Source organism: Bradyrhizobium sp. USDA 3397, assembly GCF_054060965.1.
Genome location: NZ_JBSSDS010000001.1, coordinates 7,288,996 through 7,305,246 on the forward strand (window position 1 = coordinate 7,288,996; position 16,251 = coordinate 7,305,246).

At 65.2% G+C, this 16,251-nt stretch carries 13 protein-coding genes; 5 read left to right on the forward strand and 8 right to left on the reverse strand.

Annotation, left to right across the window (positions count from 1 at the left end):
- The 3 genes from ACVWYQ_RS33805 to tarD all read left to right on the forward strand — a co-directional run bounded on the left by ACVWYQ_RS33805 (position 1) and on the right by tarD (position 2,077).
- Complete coding sequence (locus tag ACVWYQ_RS33805) at positions 1–477, forward strand: glutathione peroxidase (protein WP_157281731.1); 477 nt, start codon at positions 1–3, stop codon at positions 475–477.
- 11 nt (positions 478–488) lie between these two features.
- Entirely contained in the window at positions 489–731 is a 243-nt protein-coding gene (locus ACVWYQ_RS33810) for a DUF3297 family protein (protein ID WP_036007363.1), read from the forward strand.
- A gap of 176 nt (positions 732–907) precedes the next feature.
- Complete coding sequence (tarD, locus tag ACVWYQ_RS33815; protein ID WP_404543170.1) at positions 908–2,077, forward strand: D(-)-tartrate dehydratase; 1,170 nt, start codon at positions 908–910, stop codon at positions 2,075–2,077.
- A gap of 227 nt (positions 2,078–2,304) precedes the next feature.
- On the opposite strand, the gene ACVWYQ_RS33820 is transcribed toward tarD, so the two are convergent.
- Together ACVWYQ_RS33820 and ACVWYQ_RS33825 are read right to left on the reverse strand one after the other, a co-directional pair.
- Positions 2,305–3,657 (reverse strand): malonyl-CoA decarboxylase, encoded by a 1,353-nt coding sequence (locus ACVWYQ_RS33820; RefSeq protein WP_109144743.1) that lies wholly within the window; start codon positions 3,655–3,657, stop codon positions 2,305–2,307.
- Between the two features lie 226 nt (positions 3,658–3,883).
- Positions 3,884–4,759 carry an AraC family transcriptional regulator gene (locus ACVWYQ_RS33825; protein WP_404543169.1) on the reverse strand — a complete coding sequence of 292 codons (876 nt, stop codon included), beginning with the start codon at positions 4,757–4,759 and terminating at the stop codon, positions 3,884–3,886.
- A 51-nt stretch (positions 4,760–4,810) separates the two neighbouring features.
- On the opposite strand from ACVWYQ_RS33825, the gene ACVWYQ_RS33830 reads away from it, so the two are divergent.
- On the forward strand, positions 4,811–5,983 hold the full coding sequence (locus tag ACVWYQ_RS33830) for an MFS transporter (protein ID WP_275497045.1): 1,173 nt from the start codon (positions 4,811–4,813) through the stop codon (positions 5,981–5,983).
- Positions 5,984–6,250: 267 nt separating this feature from the next.
- On the opposite strand, the gene ACVWYQ_RS33835 is transcribed toward ACVWYQ_RS33830, so the two are convergent.
- From ACVWYQ_RS33835 to ACVWYQ_RS33860, 6 genes are all read right to left on the reverse strand, one after another.
- Positions 6,251–9,403 carry an efflux RND transporter permease subunit gene (locus tag ACVWYQ_RS33835; protein ID WP_404543167.1) on the reverse strand — a complete coding sequence of 1,051 codons (3,153 nt, stop codon included), beginning with the start codon at positions 9,401–9,403 and terminating at the stop codon, positions 6,251–6,253.
- A 12-nt stretch (positions 9,404–9,415) separates the two neighbouring features.
- Complete coding sequence (locus tag ACVWYQ_RS33840) at positions 9,416–10,612, reverse strand: efflux RND transporter periplasmic adaptor subunit (protein ID WP_271541921.1); 1,197 nt, start codon at positions 10,610–10,612, stop codon at positions 9,416–9,418.
- Between the two features lie 176 nt (positions 10,613–10,788).
- Complete coding sequence (locus ACVWYQ_RS33845) at positions 10,789–11,769, reverse strand: NAD-dependent epimerase/dehydratase family protein (protein WP_271541920.1); 981 nt, start codon at positions 11,767–11,769, stop codon at positions 10,789–10,791.
- A gap of 67 nt (positions 11,770–11,836) precedes the next feature.
- Positions 11,837–12,910 (reverse strand): hypothetical protein, encoded by a 1,074-nt coding sequence (locus ACVWYQ_RS33850; RefSeq protein WP_404543165.1) that lies wholly within the window; start codon positions 12,908–12,910, stop codon positions 11,837–11,839.
- Between the two features lie 70 nt (positions 12,911–12,980).
- A complete protein-coding gene (locus ACVWYQ_RS33855; RefSeq protein ID WP_404543164.1) occupies positions 12,981–14,471 on the reverse strand; it encodes a flavin-containing monooxygenase in 1,491 nt (496 codons plus the stop codon).
- Positions 14,472–14,570: 99 nt separating this feature from the next.
- A complete protein-coding gene (locus tag ACVWYQ_RS33860) occupies positions 14,571–15,020 on the reverse strand; it encodes a cupin domain-containing protein (protein WP_024339447.1) in 450 nt (149 codons plus the stop codon).
- Between the two features lie 187 nt (positions 15,021–15,207).
- Between ACVWYQ_RS33860 and ACVWYQ_RS33865 the strand changes: the two genes are divergently transcribed.
- Entirely contained in the window at positions 15,208–16,233 is a 1,026-nt protein-coding gene (locus ACVWYQ_RS33865) for an AraC family transcriptional regulator (RefSeq protein ID WP_404543163.1), read from the forward strand.
- Positions 16,234–16,251 lie beyond the last annotated feature (18 nt).

Consider the following 16,251-nt stretch of genomic DNA (forward strand, 5'->3'; position numbering starts at 1 on the left):
ATGACTGATATCTACGACTTCAAGGCCAACTCGCTGGCCGGCGAGGAGGTCGCCCTGCGGCGTTTCGAGGGGCAGGTGCTCTTGATCGTCAACACCGCGAGCAAATGCGGCTTCACGCCGCAATATCGCGGCCTCGAGGATCTCCATCGCGACCTCTCGCCGCGCGGCTTCTCGGTGCTCGGCTTTCCCTGCAACCAGTTCGGCGCGCAGGAGCCGGGGCAGGCGAGCGAGATCCAGGAATTCTGCTCGACCCATTACGACGTCACCTTTCCCCTGTTCGAGAAGATCGACGTCAACGGGCCGAAGGCGCATCCTCTGTACGAGTACCTGAAACGCCAGCAATCCGGGCTTCTCGGCGCCGCCATCAAATGGAATTTCACCAAATTCCTGGTGAACCGTGAGGGCCGCGTGGTGGCGCGCTACGCGCCGACCGCCCGGCCCGAAGGATTGCGCAATCAAATCGAAACACTGTTGTGAGCGAGACAATCATGAGCGACGAATTTCCGGACCGCCTGTCGGTCGACCCGAACAGCCCCTATTACAACGCGGAGATCCTGTCGCGCGACGTCGGCATCCGTTTCAAAGGCATCGAGAAGACAAACGTCGAGGAGTACTGCATCAGCGAAGGCTGGGTCCGCGTCACCGCAGGGAACGCCAAGGATCGCCACGGCAACCCGCTGACCATCAAGGTGCACGGTCCGGTCGAGCCGTATTTCCGGGATAAGAAGTGACGGCGAAGCCGTCATTCCGGGATAAGACATAGTCTCGTATTTCGCCCACACTCTGTCGTCATGCCCGGGCTTGACCCGGGCATCCACGTCTTCAGACTTGCTCCGTGGCAAAGACGTGGATGGCCGGGTCAAGCCCGGCCATGACGAGCGGAGAGATCCAGCCAGGAAAACCGCCCATGTCCGTCCGCATCGTCGACGTCCGCGAAATTACAAAACCGATCTCTTCGCCGATCCGCAACGCCTATATCGACTTCACGAAGATGACGACCAGCCTCGTCGCCGTCGTCACCGATGTGGTGCGTGACGGCAAGCGTGTCGTCGGCTACGGCTTCAACTCCAACGGCCGCTATGGGCAGGGCGGTCTGATCCGCGAGCGCTTTGCCGCGCGCATCACGGAAGCTGATCCGAAGTCGCTGCTCAACGCAGCCGGCGACAATCTCGACCCCGACAAGGTCTGGGCCGCGATGATGACCAACGAGAAGCCGGGCGGCCATGGCGAGCGCTCGGTCGCGGTCGGCACCATCGACATGGCGGTGTGGGACGCGGTGGCGAAGATCGCGGGCAAGCCGCTGTTCCGTCTGCTCGCCGAACGCCACGGCGTCAAAGCCGATCCGCGCGTGTTCGTCTACGCCGCCGGCGGCTACTATTATCCCGGCAAGGATCTCTCGATGCTGCGGGCTGAGATGCGCGGCTATCTCGATCGCGGCTACAACGTCGTCAAGATGAAGATCGGCGGCGCTGATATCGACGAGGACCGCAGGCGCATCGAGGCGGTGCTGAAGGAGATCGGCAAGGACGCGCAGCTCGCCGTCGACGCCAACGGCCGCTTCAACCTGGAGACCGCCATCGCCTACGCCAAGATGCTGCGCGACTATCCGTTGTTCTGGTACGAGGAAGCCGGCGATCCGCTCGACTACGCGCTGCAGGCTGCGCTCGCGGAGTTCTATCCCGGCCCGATGGCGACCGGCGAGAACCTGTTCAGCCACCAGGACGCCCGCAACCTGATCCGCTACGGCGGCATGCGCCCCGATCGCGACTGGCTGCAATTCGACTGCGCGCTGTCCTATGGCCTGTGCGAATACCAGCGCACGCTGGAGGTGCTGAAGACCCACGGCTGGTCCCCCAGCCGCTGCATCCCGCACGGCGGCCACCAGATGTCGCTCAACATCGCCGCCGGCCTCGGCTTGGGCGGCAACGAAAGCTACCCCGACCTGTTCCAGCCCTATGGCGGCTTCCCCGACGGCGTGCGCGTCGAGAACGGCCACATCACCATGCCCGAGCTTGCAGGCATCGGCTTCGAAGGCAAGTCGGATCTCTACAAGGAAATGAAGGCGCTGGCCGAGTAGGCGCGCGCTTCGGAGTTCGAGGCGAGACGGCCGCGCCAACAACGGTGTCGTCCCCGCGAAGGCGGGGACCCATAACCCCAGGGAGGAGTCGTTTCGCGAAGCTAATAACTCCGAGTCCCCGTAACCACGAGCTCCTGTGGTTATGGGTCCCGGATCTGCGCTTCGCTCGAGACAACGCTACGCGTTGTCGGGAGCTGCGCTTGTCCGGGACGACGCCGAGTGTGTCGTTACGACAACCTCATATCCAGCAGCCTTCGCCCCTCGCCCTTCAGCAGCTTCTTCACTGCACTCGACGCCACGACCTCGCCGTCATTGGCGTAGGCCTCGTGGTTCTTCTCGATGTCGTCGAGGCGGTAGAGGTAGTTGACCATCACGCCGGCGGACTCGCGCATTCCCTTGGGCGAGAGGTCGCCCAGCCAGTTGATGCGCTCCAGCCGCGCGCCGTTGCCGAGATGGAAGCGGGCGACGGAATCGATCAGCTTGCCTTTCGGCGTGCGCGCCTTGAGGAAATAGTGCGCCGCGAGCGGCTCCAGCACGGCGCGGAGCAGCGCCGCCGTCTCCGGGCTCTCGAACCATCTGGGATCGTCGAGGCGCCTCAGCACCTCGCGGTCCTCGTCCGACAGCGGCAGATCCTTGTCCTGCTTCACCCAGGCCATGAAGCCCGGCACCGGCGACAGCGTGACGAAGGTGTCGAGCTTCGGCAACTCGCGGCGCAGCTCTTCCACCACCTGCTTGATCAGGAAGCTGCCGAAGGAGATGCCACCCAGGCCGCGCTGGGTGTTGGAGATCGAATAGAACACGGCGGTGCGCGCGCGCTCGATCGGCAGGTGCTGGCGGTCGACTGCGAGCAGGGGCTGGATCGCGCCGGGGATCGTCTCGGTCAGCGCCACCTCGACGAAGATCAAGGGCTCGTCCACCATCGCAGGATGGAAGAAGGCGTAGCAGCGCCGGTCGACCGGATCGATGCGGCGGCGCAGATCGTCCCAGTCCGAGATCTCGTGCACGGCCTCATAACGGATGATCTTTTCGAGGATGTTGGCCGGGGTCGACCAGTCGATCCTGCGCAGCACGAGAAACCCCCTGTTGAACCACGAAGAGAGAAGATGCGAGACGTCGCGATCGAGCGCGGCGAGATCGGTGTGCCCGTTCATCATGCCGAGCAGATCGGCGCGCATGTTGACGAGATCGCCGGTACCGCCGGGTGCGCGGTTGAGCCGCCGGATCAGCTCCTGCCGGCGCGGCTCTGAGGCGAAGTGCAGCGAGCTTGCGTCCTCGTCGCTGGGCGCGGCCCGCCATGTCTCGATCGCCTTGGACAGGCGCTCCCGGTCGGGACCGAAATCGCGCACCAAGCCCTCGAAGAAGGCGCGGCGTCCGGCCGCGTCCAGCTCCCGGTAGATGTCGAGCACCTCGCGCGCCATCGCGGTGCCCGAGGCTTCGCCCCGGCCCGACAGCAGCGCATCGCAGAGCTCGAGCAGTCCGTCGGCATCATGCTTGGTATCGGCGGCGTCTCCCCGGCGAAGCAACGTGCGGCCGCGCTCGGAGATGGTGGCAAGCAGGTCGGAGAAGAAGGCGTTGGCCATCGGGGCTTTCGTATCAGGTCTGTGCGATGCGGCAAGCTTACACGGGATTTGGGTGCAAGCCGATCACAATCAAGCAGGCGAATGCGGCATCTTTCGTCGGGCCGTGCGTTTGGAGAATGAGGGCATGCCGGAACGGGTCGATGATATGCCGGGCAGTGCTCATTCCAAAACGCGCTGTCATGCCCCGGCTTGACCGGGGCATCCAGTACGCCGCAGCTTCTCGATTCTAGCCGAGCCGTCTCGGCGTACTGGGTCGCCCGGTCAAGCCGGGCGACGACACCGCGTGTGTTGCAAACTCCGTCGGCGTCCGCCCCGTCACCTGGCGGAACGCGGCCGAGAACGCCGGCACGCTGGCATAGCCGAGCTGGGTCGCGAGCTGCTTCACCGAGACATTCGCATCCGTCGATAACCGCTCGATCGCCGCCGCAATCCTCGCGCGCTGGCACCAGCTCTTGAAGCTCAGCTGCGTCTCGCTCGAAAACAGCCGCGACAGCGTACGCCCGGAGGTTCCCACCTCGCGCGCTAGCGTGTCGATGTCGTGCAGGCCGGTGGGATCGTCGAGCACGATCATCGCGGCGCGGCGGCAGCGCGCCTCGCGCGGCAGCGGCACGAAAGTCGCGGAATCCTCGGCCTGGTGCAATTCAAGCATCACCAGGCGCACCAGGAGCTCGGTGCGTTCCTCGGTGTTGCGCCCGTCGAACAGCGCGAGGATCGCCTGATTGAGCAACGGCGACACCCGCACCACGAATTCCCTCGTCAGACCGTCATAGCGCTGCTCGCGCTTCAGCCAGGACAGGTCGAAATACAGCGTGCGCATCTCGATGTCGGCGAGCAGGTCAATGGCATGCTCGAGCCCGGCCGGCACCCAGACCGCGCGGTCCGGCGGCACCAGCCAGCGTCCGGCGGGCGTCGTCACCTGCATCGTGCCCTTTGCCGCATAGATCAGCTGCGACTCGCGGTGCATGTGCAGATCGATCCGCATCCCCTTGGGATAGTCGCGGGCGACCAGGTGCACGCCCGCGGGCGAGCGGTGGTTGCTCCGGACCTCCCGCAGCATTGGCGTTTCCAAGATTGGCCTTTCCACGACAGTCATTGGCAGCATCTCGTCATTGGGAGGACATATAACTCATTTCGGAGCAGGAGAGGATTCGGAATGAACAGCCCCAGCCGGGTCATCGGTTTCGTCAACGCAGGTCATTTCATCGACCATTATTCGATGCTGATCTTCGCAGCCGCCGTCATCATCATGGGTCCGGCGCTCGGCATGGCCTATTCGGAACTCTTGCCCTACGCGACGCCGGGCTTCGTCGCCTTCGGCGCCGGCTCGCTGCTCACCGGCTGGCTGGGCGATCGGTGGAGCCGCCGCCACATGATGCTGATCTTCTTCGTCGGCATCGGCCTTTCGATGATCGCGGTCGGCTTCGTGCAGACCCCCGTGCAGCTCGGCGCCGCGCTGCTCGCGATCGGCATCTTCGCCTCGATCTATCACCCCGTCGGCACCGCCATGATCGTGTCTTACGCCGACCGGCTCGGCCGCGAGATGGGCATCAACGGCGTCTGGGGCAATCTCGGCGTGGCCTCGTCGGCGCTGGTCACAGGCGTGATCGGCCAATATCTCGGCTGGCGCTTTGCGTTCATCGTTCCCGGCGCGGTCACCGTCCTGATCGGCATCGCCTTCGCGCTGACCATCGTGCACGAGGACCGCAAGGGCTCGAAGCAGGCCGCGGCGCAGGCGCGGGTTGCCAGGCAGGACATGTGGCGCGTGATCCTGGCGCTGCTGATCGTGGTGATCGCGATTTCCACGACCTTCAACGCCGTCACCGTGGCGCTGCCAAAGCTGTTCGCCGAACGGCTCGCGGACCTGACCAAAAGCCCGGCGCTGTTAGGTGTCATCGCCGCCGGCGTCTACGTGTTCGGCGCGATGACGCAGTACACGATCGGACGGCTGCTCGACCGCTATTCGCTGAAGACGGTGGCGCTGCCGCTGTCCTTCATGCTGGCGCCGTTCCTGTATCTCGCTGCGAGCCTGAACAATCTTCCGCTGATCCTGGTGTCGATCGGTATCGTCATGGGCGCGTTCGGGCAGGTCACGGTGAACGACGCCATGGTCGGCAAATACACGACGGAAGAGTGGCGTTCGCGCGCCTATGCCGTGCGCTATTTTGTCGGTTTCACCGCGGCCGGCGCCTCGGTCGGCCTCGTTGCCTGGCTCTACGAGCAGGGCGGCTTCGTCACCATGCTGCACGCCTTCGCCGCCCTTTGCCTGCTCGCCATCGCCGCCGCGCTGATCCTGCCGCGCGAGATCAGGACACCGCAGGCGGTGTGAGCCGAACTCTCTCCACCGTCATTGCGAGGAGCCCTTGCGACGAAGCAATCCAGACTGCCTCCGCGGAGGCGGTCTGGATTGCTTCGCTTCGCTCGCAATGACGGAGGATGAGGAGGCACCCTCGCCATGCCGCCTATGATGCCATTATGCCCCTGTTTTGCCCGACGGAGCAAGCCGGTTCGGTAAGACCGAAATTACGCCAACCTTTTCAACTCCATCCCTACTGTGCATGGGGTTGTTTTTCGCACTCTTTGTTTTGAGCGGAAGCTAAGTCTTCACCTCCGCCACCGCCTGCGGCTTCTTCTTCGACGCCCGCCAGTTCTCGAAGCGCTGCACCACCACGAAGAAGGCCGGCACGAACAGCACCGCAAGGCAGGTCGAGGCCAGCATGCCCGAGAACACCGTGATGCCGATCGACTTGCGCGCGCTGGCGCCGGCGCCGGTGGCGAGCACCAGCGGGACGACGCCGAGGATGAAGGCGAACGAGGTCATCAGGATCGGGCGGAAGCGGGCGCGCGCCGCCTCGATCGCGGATTCGATGATCGGCTTGCCGTCGCGGCCGTGCAGCTCGAGGCCGACCTCGACGATCAGGATGGCGTTCTTGGCCGAGAGCGCGATCAGGAGGATCAGGCCGATCTGGCAATAGAGGTTGTTGTCGATCTTGAGCGCGGAGAGGATCAGCATCGGTCCGAGCAGCGACAGCGGCACGGCGAGGATCACCGAGATCGGCGCGTACCAGCTCTCGTACTGGCCGGCGAGCACGAGATAGACCAGCAGCATGGCGAGCCCGAACACCCAGTAGATCTGGTTCGAGACCGCCTTCTCCTGATACGACATCGCGGTCCATTCATAGCCGGTGCCCGGCGGCAGCGTCTTGTCCGCGATCTCCTCCATCAGCTTCAGCGACTGGCCGGAGGAGTAGCCCTGCGCCGGTAGGCCGATCACGGTCGACGACGGATAGAGATTGTAGAGGCTGATCAGCGACGGCCCCGTGGCCGGGGTGATCTTGGCGACGGTGCCGAGCGGGATCATGTCGCCGTTCGAGTTGCGCACCTGCATGTTGGCGATGTCGCGCTCGGTGACGCGGAAGGCGGGATCGGCTTGCGTGTAGACCTGGAACACGCGGCCGAACTTGTTGAACTGGTTGACATAGGACGAGCCGAGATAGGTCGACAGCGCAGAGAACACTTGATCGGTGGTGACGTGCAGGGTCTGGGTCTTGATGCGGTCGATCTCGACGTTGAACTGCGGCACCGAGGAGCGGAACGAGGACTGCACGCGCTGCAGTGCGCTCTGGCTCTGTGCGTTGGACACCATCGCGCCGGTGATGGCCTGAAGCTTGGCGAAATCGCTGTTGCCGTCGCGCAGCTCGACCTGCATCGAGAAGCCGGCGGCGTTGCCGATGCCCTGGATCGGGGGCGGCGGCAACACGATGGTGCGCGCCTCCATGATATCAGCGAGCTTGTCGTTCAGGCCAAAGACCAGCGAGCGCAGATCCTCACCGGGCCCTTTGCGGGCGTCCCAATCCTTCAGGATGATGTAGGCGACACCGGCATTGGCGAGGCTGGCGCTGTTGTCGAGCGCGGAGATGCCCGCGATGGTGATGACCTGCGCCACGCCGGGCGTCTCCTTGATCAGCCCGCTTGCTTTGTCGAGCACGGCCTGCGTCCGCTCCAGCGCGGCGCCGTCGGGCAGCTGCACCGCGGCGATCAGATAGCCCTGGTCCTCGATCGGCAGGAAGCCGGTCGGCACCCGCGACAGGCCGTAGCCGCTGGCTGCGATGATCAGCAGCGCGAACGCGACCGAGATGGTGGCGTGCTTCACGAGAAACGTGATCAGCCGCGTGTAGCCGCGCTCGACGCGGTTGTAGACTGCATTGAAACCCCGATAGAAGAAATTGCGTTGCTCCGGCGGCACCGCCGGCCGCAGCCACAGCGCGCATTGGGTCGGCTTCAAGGTCGCGGCGTTGATGGCAGAGAGCAGGGCGGTCGCGGCGATCACCAGCGCGAATTGCGAATAGATGCGCCCGGTCAGTCCTGCCAGGAACGAAGCCGGCAGGAATACCGAGATCAGCACCAGCGTGATGCCGACGATCGGCGCGAACAGCTGGTCCATCGCGCGGATCGCGGCGTCATGACCGTTCATGCCCTGCTCGATGTTGTGGGCGGCGCCCTCGACCACGACGATGGCGTCGTCGACCACGATGCCGATCGCAAGCACGATCGCGAACAGCGTCGACATGTTGATGGTGAAGCCGAGCGCCGCCATCGCGGCGAAGGCGCCGATGATGGTGACGGGCACGGTCGTCGCCGGCACCAGCATCGCGCGCCAGTCCTGCAAAAAGATGAGGATGACGACCAGCACCAGCAGGCCGGCCTCGATCAAGGTCATGTAGACCTCGTGCACCGAGGCCTCGACGAACTTGGTGGTGTCGAACGGCGTGTCGTACTTGATGCCTTCGGGGAAGCGCTTGGCGAGCTCCGCCATCTTCTTCTCGACGGCCTGTTCGACCTGGAGCGCGTTGGCGCCCGGCGATTGGAATACGCCGATGCCGACCGCGGGTTGCTTGTTGAGCGAGAAGATCTGGCTGTAGGTCTGCGCGCCGAGCTCGACCCAGCCGACGTCGCGCACCCGCGTGACGTCGCCGCTCGTGCCGGTCTTGACGATGATGTTCTCGAACTGGCCGGCATCGTCGAGGCGTCCGTTGACGTTGAGCGTGTACTGGAACGCCTGTCCCGGCGGCGTCGGCGGTGCGCCGACCTGGCCGGCGGCGACCTGCTGGCTCTGCTGCTGGATTGCCTGGATCACGTCCTGCGGCACCAGGCCGCGAACCTGCAGCTTGTTGGGATCGAGCCAGATCCGCATCGAGTATTGCCCGGCGCCGAATACGGTGACGTTGCCGACGCCGGGCAGGCGCGAGAGCTCGTCGCGGATGTTGATGGTGGCGTAGTTGCTCAAGTAGAGGCTGTCGTATCGCGAATCGGGCGAGGTCAGCGTCACGAACAACAGGATCGAGGTCGACCGCTTCTGTACGGTGACGCCCTGGTTCTGCACGGCTTGCGGCAATTGCGACAATGCGCTGGAGACGCGGTTCTGCACCAGCACCTGCGCGAAGTTGAGGTCGGTGCCGATCTTGAAGGTCACGGTCAGTGTGTAGGTGCCGTCGGAGCCGCTGTAGGACTGCATGTACAGCATGTCCTCAACGCCGTTGACCTGCTGCTCGATCGGCAGCGCCACGGTGTCGATCACGGTCTTGGCGCTGGCGCCGGGATAGCGCGTGGTGACCTGCACGGTCGGCGGCACCACGTCGGGGTATTGCGCAATGGCGAGATTGAACAGCGCAACGCCGCCGATCAGGATCATCAGGAGCGCGATGACGTTCGAGAGGACCGGCCGCTCGATGAAGAACTTTGAGATCATGGCTGGCAGCCCCTACTTGCTCGAGGCCTGCGTCTGCTCGATCTTCGTCACCTGCGGGTCGATCTTCTGGCCCGGGATGACGCGCAAGAGCCCCGCGGTCACGACCCGATCCTCTGGCTTCAGGCCGCTCTCGATCACGCGCAGGCCGTTATCGACCGGGCCGATCTGTACCTTGCGCTGCTCGACGACGTTGTCGTTGTTGACGACGAGGAGATAGCGGCCGCCCTGGTCGCTGCCGAGCGCGGTATCGGGAACGAGCAGGGCGCTCTTCTCCTGGTCGAAGGGCACGCGGACGCGGACGAAGTAGCCGGGCAGCAGCACCCGCTTGTCGTTGGGAACGAGGCCGCGCACGGCCAACGTGCCGGTCGACTGGTTGAGGGTCGGCGAGACGTAGTCGAGCTTGCCCTCATGCGGGTAGCCGGTATCGGTCTGCAGCCCCACTTGAATCGGGAAGTGCTTCATGTCCGCGGGCGTCAGTCCGCGACGGGTCGCCTCGGCGCGGATGCGCAGCACGTCCTGCTCGTTGACGGTGAAGTTCACATAGATCGGGTCCATCGCGACGATGGTGGCGAGCTGGGTCGGCGAGGACACGCCGACGAGCTCGCCGATCGAGACCATGTGCGCGCTGACGATGCCGTCGAACGGTGCCGTGACCTTGGTGTAGCCGTAATTGACCTCGGCCAGCTTGGTGTTGGCCTGCGCCTGCTGGAGATTGGCCTGGGCGTTGTCGCGGTTCGAGGTCGAGGTGTCGAGCGTGGCTTGCGAGACGGCCTGGCGCTGCACCAGCTCGGCCTGCCGCTTGTAGTCGGCTTCCGCTTGCCGGAGCGAAGCCTGCGCGCCGACTTCGGCCGCTTGCGCCTGCTCGAGCTTGAGCTTGTAGGTCTCAGGCTCGATCGTGAACAGCTGGGTGCCCTGCTTGACGAACGTGCCGTCCTGATAATCGATCGTTTGCAGAAAGCCCTGCACGCGCGCGACGAGATCGACGCTCTTGATCGGTGCCGTGTTGCCGGTCGCCTCGATGTAGCGCGTCACCGGACGCTGCACCGGCGTCGCGACGTCGACCTTGGGCGGCGGCGGCGCCACGAACGTGTTCTTGTCCTCGCAGCCGGCGAGCACAGCCAATGCCGCGGTTGCGGCGAGTGCCCGACCGATATGTTTCCTCGCTGCTCCATTGCGTCGTGCGGGAGATGCGGGATTGGCGCGCGTCATTCGGTGGTCCCCGATTGCTGTCTGTCGGTGCGGCAGGCTACCAACAAATGGGCAGTCGTGGAACACCATAGCCATGGCGGTCACGGACCTTGCACAGCAAACGGCTGTGTGGCTTTTGACAGAATTTGTCACGACAAGGCGCTTTTTCACCCGGCGAACGATCGGCCCGTCCGCACCTAGGGCTGGCGCGCATGCCACGCCGCGAGCACATCCTTCTCGTCTTCGGCAGTGAGACCGACGACTGGCCCGTTGTTGGCGCGGAGCCAATGAAGCGTATCGCGCGCGGTGTCTCCCGGCGGTCGCGAGGTCAAGCCGGCCGCGCGCGCGGGCGAGGTATCGCGCGTCAGGAAGCCGGCGTAGTCCGGCAATGGCAGCCACATCGGCAAGGACCGCGGGCCCGCCCAACGCCTGACGTCATGCGCTTCCAGAAAGTCGCGATCGACCCAGGTGAAGGTGCAGGAAGCGTTCAGCGCGGCTGCGCATTCGCTCAGGAATCCGCCGCGCGTGCGGATCGGCCCAATCCCGTCATAGATGCCCGTGAGATCGGTCTCTGCCGCATGCACGATCCATTGCGCGAGATCGCGCACGTCGATGAACTGGACCGCATCCTCCGGCGATCCCGGCGCCAGCACCTCGCCGCCGCGCGCAAGCCGCGCCGGCCAGTAGGCGAACCGTCCGGTCGGGTCCTCAGGCCCTGCGATCAGTCCGGCGCGGCAGATGAAGGCGTCATCGCCGACCGCCTGTTCGCAGGCCACCTTGGCGGCGCCGTAGATCGCCTCGGTGCTGTGCTCGATCTCTCCCGCAACAGGCTCGCGCAGCGGCGCGGAGTCGGCGCGTTGCCCCGGGATGCGGTTGTCCGCATAAACGCTGATCGTCGAGACGAAGGTCCAATGCACGCCCGGCCGCTTTAGCGCGGCGACTGCGCGACGGACCTGGCCAGGATGACGCGAGACATCGACCACGGCGTCGAATGTCTCACCCGCGAGTGGCGCAAGTCCGTCGGCCACGTCGCGGTCGATCCGCAGGAAGCGGGCGCCCGCGGCAATCGGCCCTGCGAGGCCGCGAGCGGCGCAGGTCACGTCATGCCCGCCAGCGCAGGCATGGCTTGCGATCGCCCGGCCGAGAAACTGGCTGCCGCCGAGAACGAGAATGCGCATGGAAAGGTCCGCGTGATCGATGCCACCGCGAGACTACAACCTGCGCTGGCAGTTGCAACCCGCTTCCTCAGCGTGCCCTGATCTCCGCGTATTTCGCCATTGCCTTCTCGAACTTCCGGTTGAACAGCCACATCGCGGCGAAGATCTCGCGATAGCTTGCCGAGGTTCGCGCCCGGTCGGCCTGTCCGAACGCGAAAATGCTGTTGTTGCGCAGGTACCTCATGATCCTGGGGCTGGACACCCGGTAGTTCAGGAGATCGCCCGATCTCAGCGCGGACCGCGTCGGGGTGGGAACGATCTGGATCAGTTGAAACAGCTTCATCTGGTCGATCGTATCAGGCAGCGTCTTCGCGATTCCCGGGATCTCACGAAACAGATCGGCGTGCGCGTTCATCAGGCCGTTGCGCACGTTGGTCCAGTGGTTGAAGCGCTGATCGGTGCCGCGGGCGCGCGCCTCTTCCTTGTCGTCGCGCGCGCTCAGGTGCGGATCGATCGCGGCGATGTCGCTCTTGATGGCCTCCCATTTCCGCCGGCCGTTGCGGTCTTCGGAGGGGCCGGTCTGGAAGCTGCCCATATAGGTGTTCGAGCGTGCATTGCGGACATTCTGCTTGCCGTTGGTCTCCGCAAAGAACAGCCCGAGGCTGATGCGCCCGGCAGCTTCGGCATGCTCGGGGGCGAGGCCCTTGGCGCGCGCAATTACAACGGCGAGATCGACGACGTCCTCGAACGGCGTCGGCGAGCTCTGCGCGCTGGCAGGCGGCGCCTCCATGATGTCGAACAGCTTGCCGTATTCCTCGACCAGCGGCTCGATGTCGGCATCGAAATAGGCCGGAGGAATCTCGAACTTGTTGGGCCGGCCGATCCGCGACGGCATGACGTCGGTGAGGTCCTTGTAGCTGCTGATCACAGCGACGCGCGTGAGATAGAGCGCCTGTCCCGGCAGGTTCGGCAGCGGCTCCTTCGCCTCGATCTGGCGCCGCCGCTCGGCGAGAATGGATTTGAAGCCGCCGAGCGCGCGCTCGTAAGCCGCGAGCGCCTCCGATTGCTGTGGCGTCGGCGCCGCCTCCTGCGCAGCGGCGGGTGCCGCGCCGAAGAAGGCAGCAGCCGCAAATGCTACGGCAGCAAGTCGTCTCGATCCCATGGCTGGTTCCCGTCGATTCGATGGCCAGCGAGATCGTAGACGTCGGAGGCGAGCCGCCGCAATTCTCCTTTCACGCCGCCCGGTAGTCCGGCGCCGTCGCCAGGAACTTGGCGTAAGCATCCGCATCCGGCGGCTGGAAGCGTCCCGCAAGTCCGCCGCGCTTCTGCTGCTTGGCACCGATGTCGGCCATCAGCTCGTCGAAATGGCGGTAGTGATAGGGGGCGACGCAGAGGCCGCCATAGACGCCCGCGGCCGGCCGCTCGACGCGCTTGAAGTGCAGCATCATCTCGATGTTGTCGCGCATCGTCTGGGCCGTCGGCTGGTTGGCGAGCTGGCCGTCGGCATAACGCACCAGCCAGTTCGCCGCGAGGTCGGCGCAGAGCACGGTGCAGAACGAGGAGTTGAAGCCGACGAAGCCGAGCTCGGGCAGATCCGGATTGGCGATCAGGCGATAGAGCCGGTACTGCCCGTCGGTATCGACCAGTTTCTGCCGGTAGGCTTCGGGCAGGAACGGCACGCCGAGCTTGTAGCCGATCGCGAGCACGGCGACGTCGGCGCCCACGCGCTCGCCGCCACTCATCACGATGCTGTCGCCCTCATAATGGTCGAACGTGCCGAACACGGCCTTGATGCGGCCGTCGGCAACCATCGGGTAGAAGCCCGGCGTTGCGATGGGCACCGAGCAGTTGACGCCGTCCTCGATCCGCTCCTTCGGCACCATCTTGCAGCGGCCGAGCTTGAGCTGCGCCTTCAGCAGGCTCTCCAGCCCGCGCCAGTTCGCCCAGACCAGCGGCGCGGCGATGCGGTGCGCGAGCCGCCCCATCGCGCTGATGCCCCAGCCCGGAAACATGTCCTCCTGCGCGCGGATGTAGAGGATGCGCTTGAAGTTCACGAGACCGCCGATGAAATAGGGAATGCGCCAGACCGGCTCACGCATCACGATGGTGACCTCGCGCGCGCCTGACTTCACCGCATTCACGGCGATGTCGGTTGCGGACTTCGAACCGCCGAGCACGACGACGCGGCGTCCCTTCGCCAGTGTCGGATCGCCGTATGTCGACGAGTGCAGGATCTGGCTGCCCTGCGCCAGAAAGCCGTCCTCGCCGGGGCAGTGCAGCTCGCGCGGCTCGTTGAACTGCCCGGTGCAGACCGCAACGAAATCGAAATCCTCGTTCGTGGTCGTGCCGTTCTTGTCCTTCAAGGCAAGCGTCCATCCCGGCCTGCCGTCCGCCCGGCGCGCCATGCCGGCGACTTCGGTGTTGAGCCGCAGCATGCGCTCGAGGCCAAAACTCTTGGCATAATCGGCGAGGTAGGCGTGGACCTGCGGCCCGGTCGGCCATTCCGGATAGGCCTCCGGCATGGCGCGGTCGGTGTAGCGGTAGAGCTCCTTCGGGCTCTGGGTCTGCACCTCGGGGTAGGAGCGCGCCGGCTCCCAGACGCCGCCGAGATCCGAGCTGCGCTCGACGATGGTGACGCGGTGGCCTCGGATGGAGAATGCTTTCGCGGCGGCAAGGCCGGAGACGCCGGCGCCGATCACGCAGACATGTTTTGGGCTGACCATGGGATTGCTCGATGTGTTTGGCGCGCAAGCGGCCGCGTTCGGCCGCAAGGCACGGCCGGCCGGACTGCAAGCAAATGGAAGCGGAGGAAGCGGCGACGGCTAGTCGTTGGCCTCGGGCGGCAGGAAGTCGACCTCGTGCAGCGCCGAGATGCGCACGACCTCGGCCGGGTCGGTCAGATTGTGCAGCTGGTTGAACAGCGCCTCCAGCTTCTGCATCGGTGAGACCCAGAACAGCGCGCGGCACGGCTTGTCAGACTTGTTGAAATAGCCGTGCGGGATGCCGCGTGGCATGCGCACGAGGTCGCCGGCATGGGCCTTGACCCATTGACCGTCGAGCTTGAGATCGAGCGTGCCTTCCTGCACCAGGATGAACTCGTCCTGGGTCGGATGGATATGCACCGGCACGAACTGGCCGGGATCGCTGTTGGTCTCGAACGCGAAGGTGGAATCGGTGACGGCCTTGGGGAAATAGACCTGGCCAAGGATGTTCCAGCTCTTGCCGCCGTAGCCTGTGCCGTTCGCGGTGATACCTTTTTCGAGTGCAGTCATGGCTTGCTCCTCATGGATTCCGGCGGGGCGGAGCATCGGCCGGGGACGGACCGCCTGTCTATCCGCTAAACGAATCCGGATGAACCTATTGCCATGCAGCACGACGAATTTGCGAGCTACGGCCCTTTTCGCCCCCGCGGAACTATTCTAGGCTTAAAGGAATTCCGGGCGCGAAGCATGGTCGACGATGTCCGCAGCCGAGCTGGAAATGAGCGCAACAGCCTCTGCAGCCGAACGGCTTGCGGCCTTCGCCCGCGTCACCACTGATGACGTCGACGAGGCGGCCGAGCAGATCGGGCGCATCTTCTGCCCGCATGATCTCAAGCCGACACAGGCGCGCGCGGCCGGCTTCTCGGCCCGGCACAATTGCGCGGCCTTCGACGGCTTTTCCATCAACTACGTCGCCTATGGCGGATCGGTCAGCATCGATCCGGGCTGCCTCGAGCGCTTCTTCCTGGTGCAGGTCCCGCTCGCGGGCAGCGCCCGCATTCGTGCCGGTCGTCGCGAGCTCGATGCGGCGCCGGGCCGGATCGCGTCGCTGCTGTCGCCGACGATTCCGACCCGGATGACGTGGACCGATTGCGCGCAGGCGATCCTGCTGCTCGACCGCCGCATGGTCGAGCAGCGCGCCGCGGCCTTGTCGGGCCGGGCGGCCGGTGTGGTCGAGTTTGATCCGGTAATCGAGCTGGATGCGCCGTCCGGGTGGGCTCTGCAGGCCAGGCTCGCCGACCTGATGACACTCGCCGAGCGCCTCGGGCCATCAGGCCGGCTGTCGCCGGCCGCGATGGCCGATTGGCGCGAAGCGCTGCTCGATCATCTGCTCAACCGGCAGCGGCATGGCCTGTCGGATGCGATTGAAACGTTCTCGGGGCAGGCCGAGCGTTTGCCGCGCGCCTTGCGCGCCGCGCGCGATTACCTTGCCGACCATGCCGGCGAGCCGCTCGATCTTGCGCAGCTCGCCTGCGCTTCAGGCATCGGCATCCGCGCACTGCAGCTCGGCTTCCGCCGTCACTTCGGCGCGTCGATCTCGCAGATGCTGCTCGACATGCGCCTTGCAGGCCTTAACGCGCGCCTCGCGCAAGCCGCTCCCGATGTCTCCATCACTGAGATCGCCTTCGATCTCGGCTTCACCCATCTCGGCCGCATGGCCGGCGCCTACCGCGAGAAATTCGGCGAGACGCCGTCAGCCACGCTGCGGCGAAGGATGAGCTAGATCCGTCTCGCCAGACCT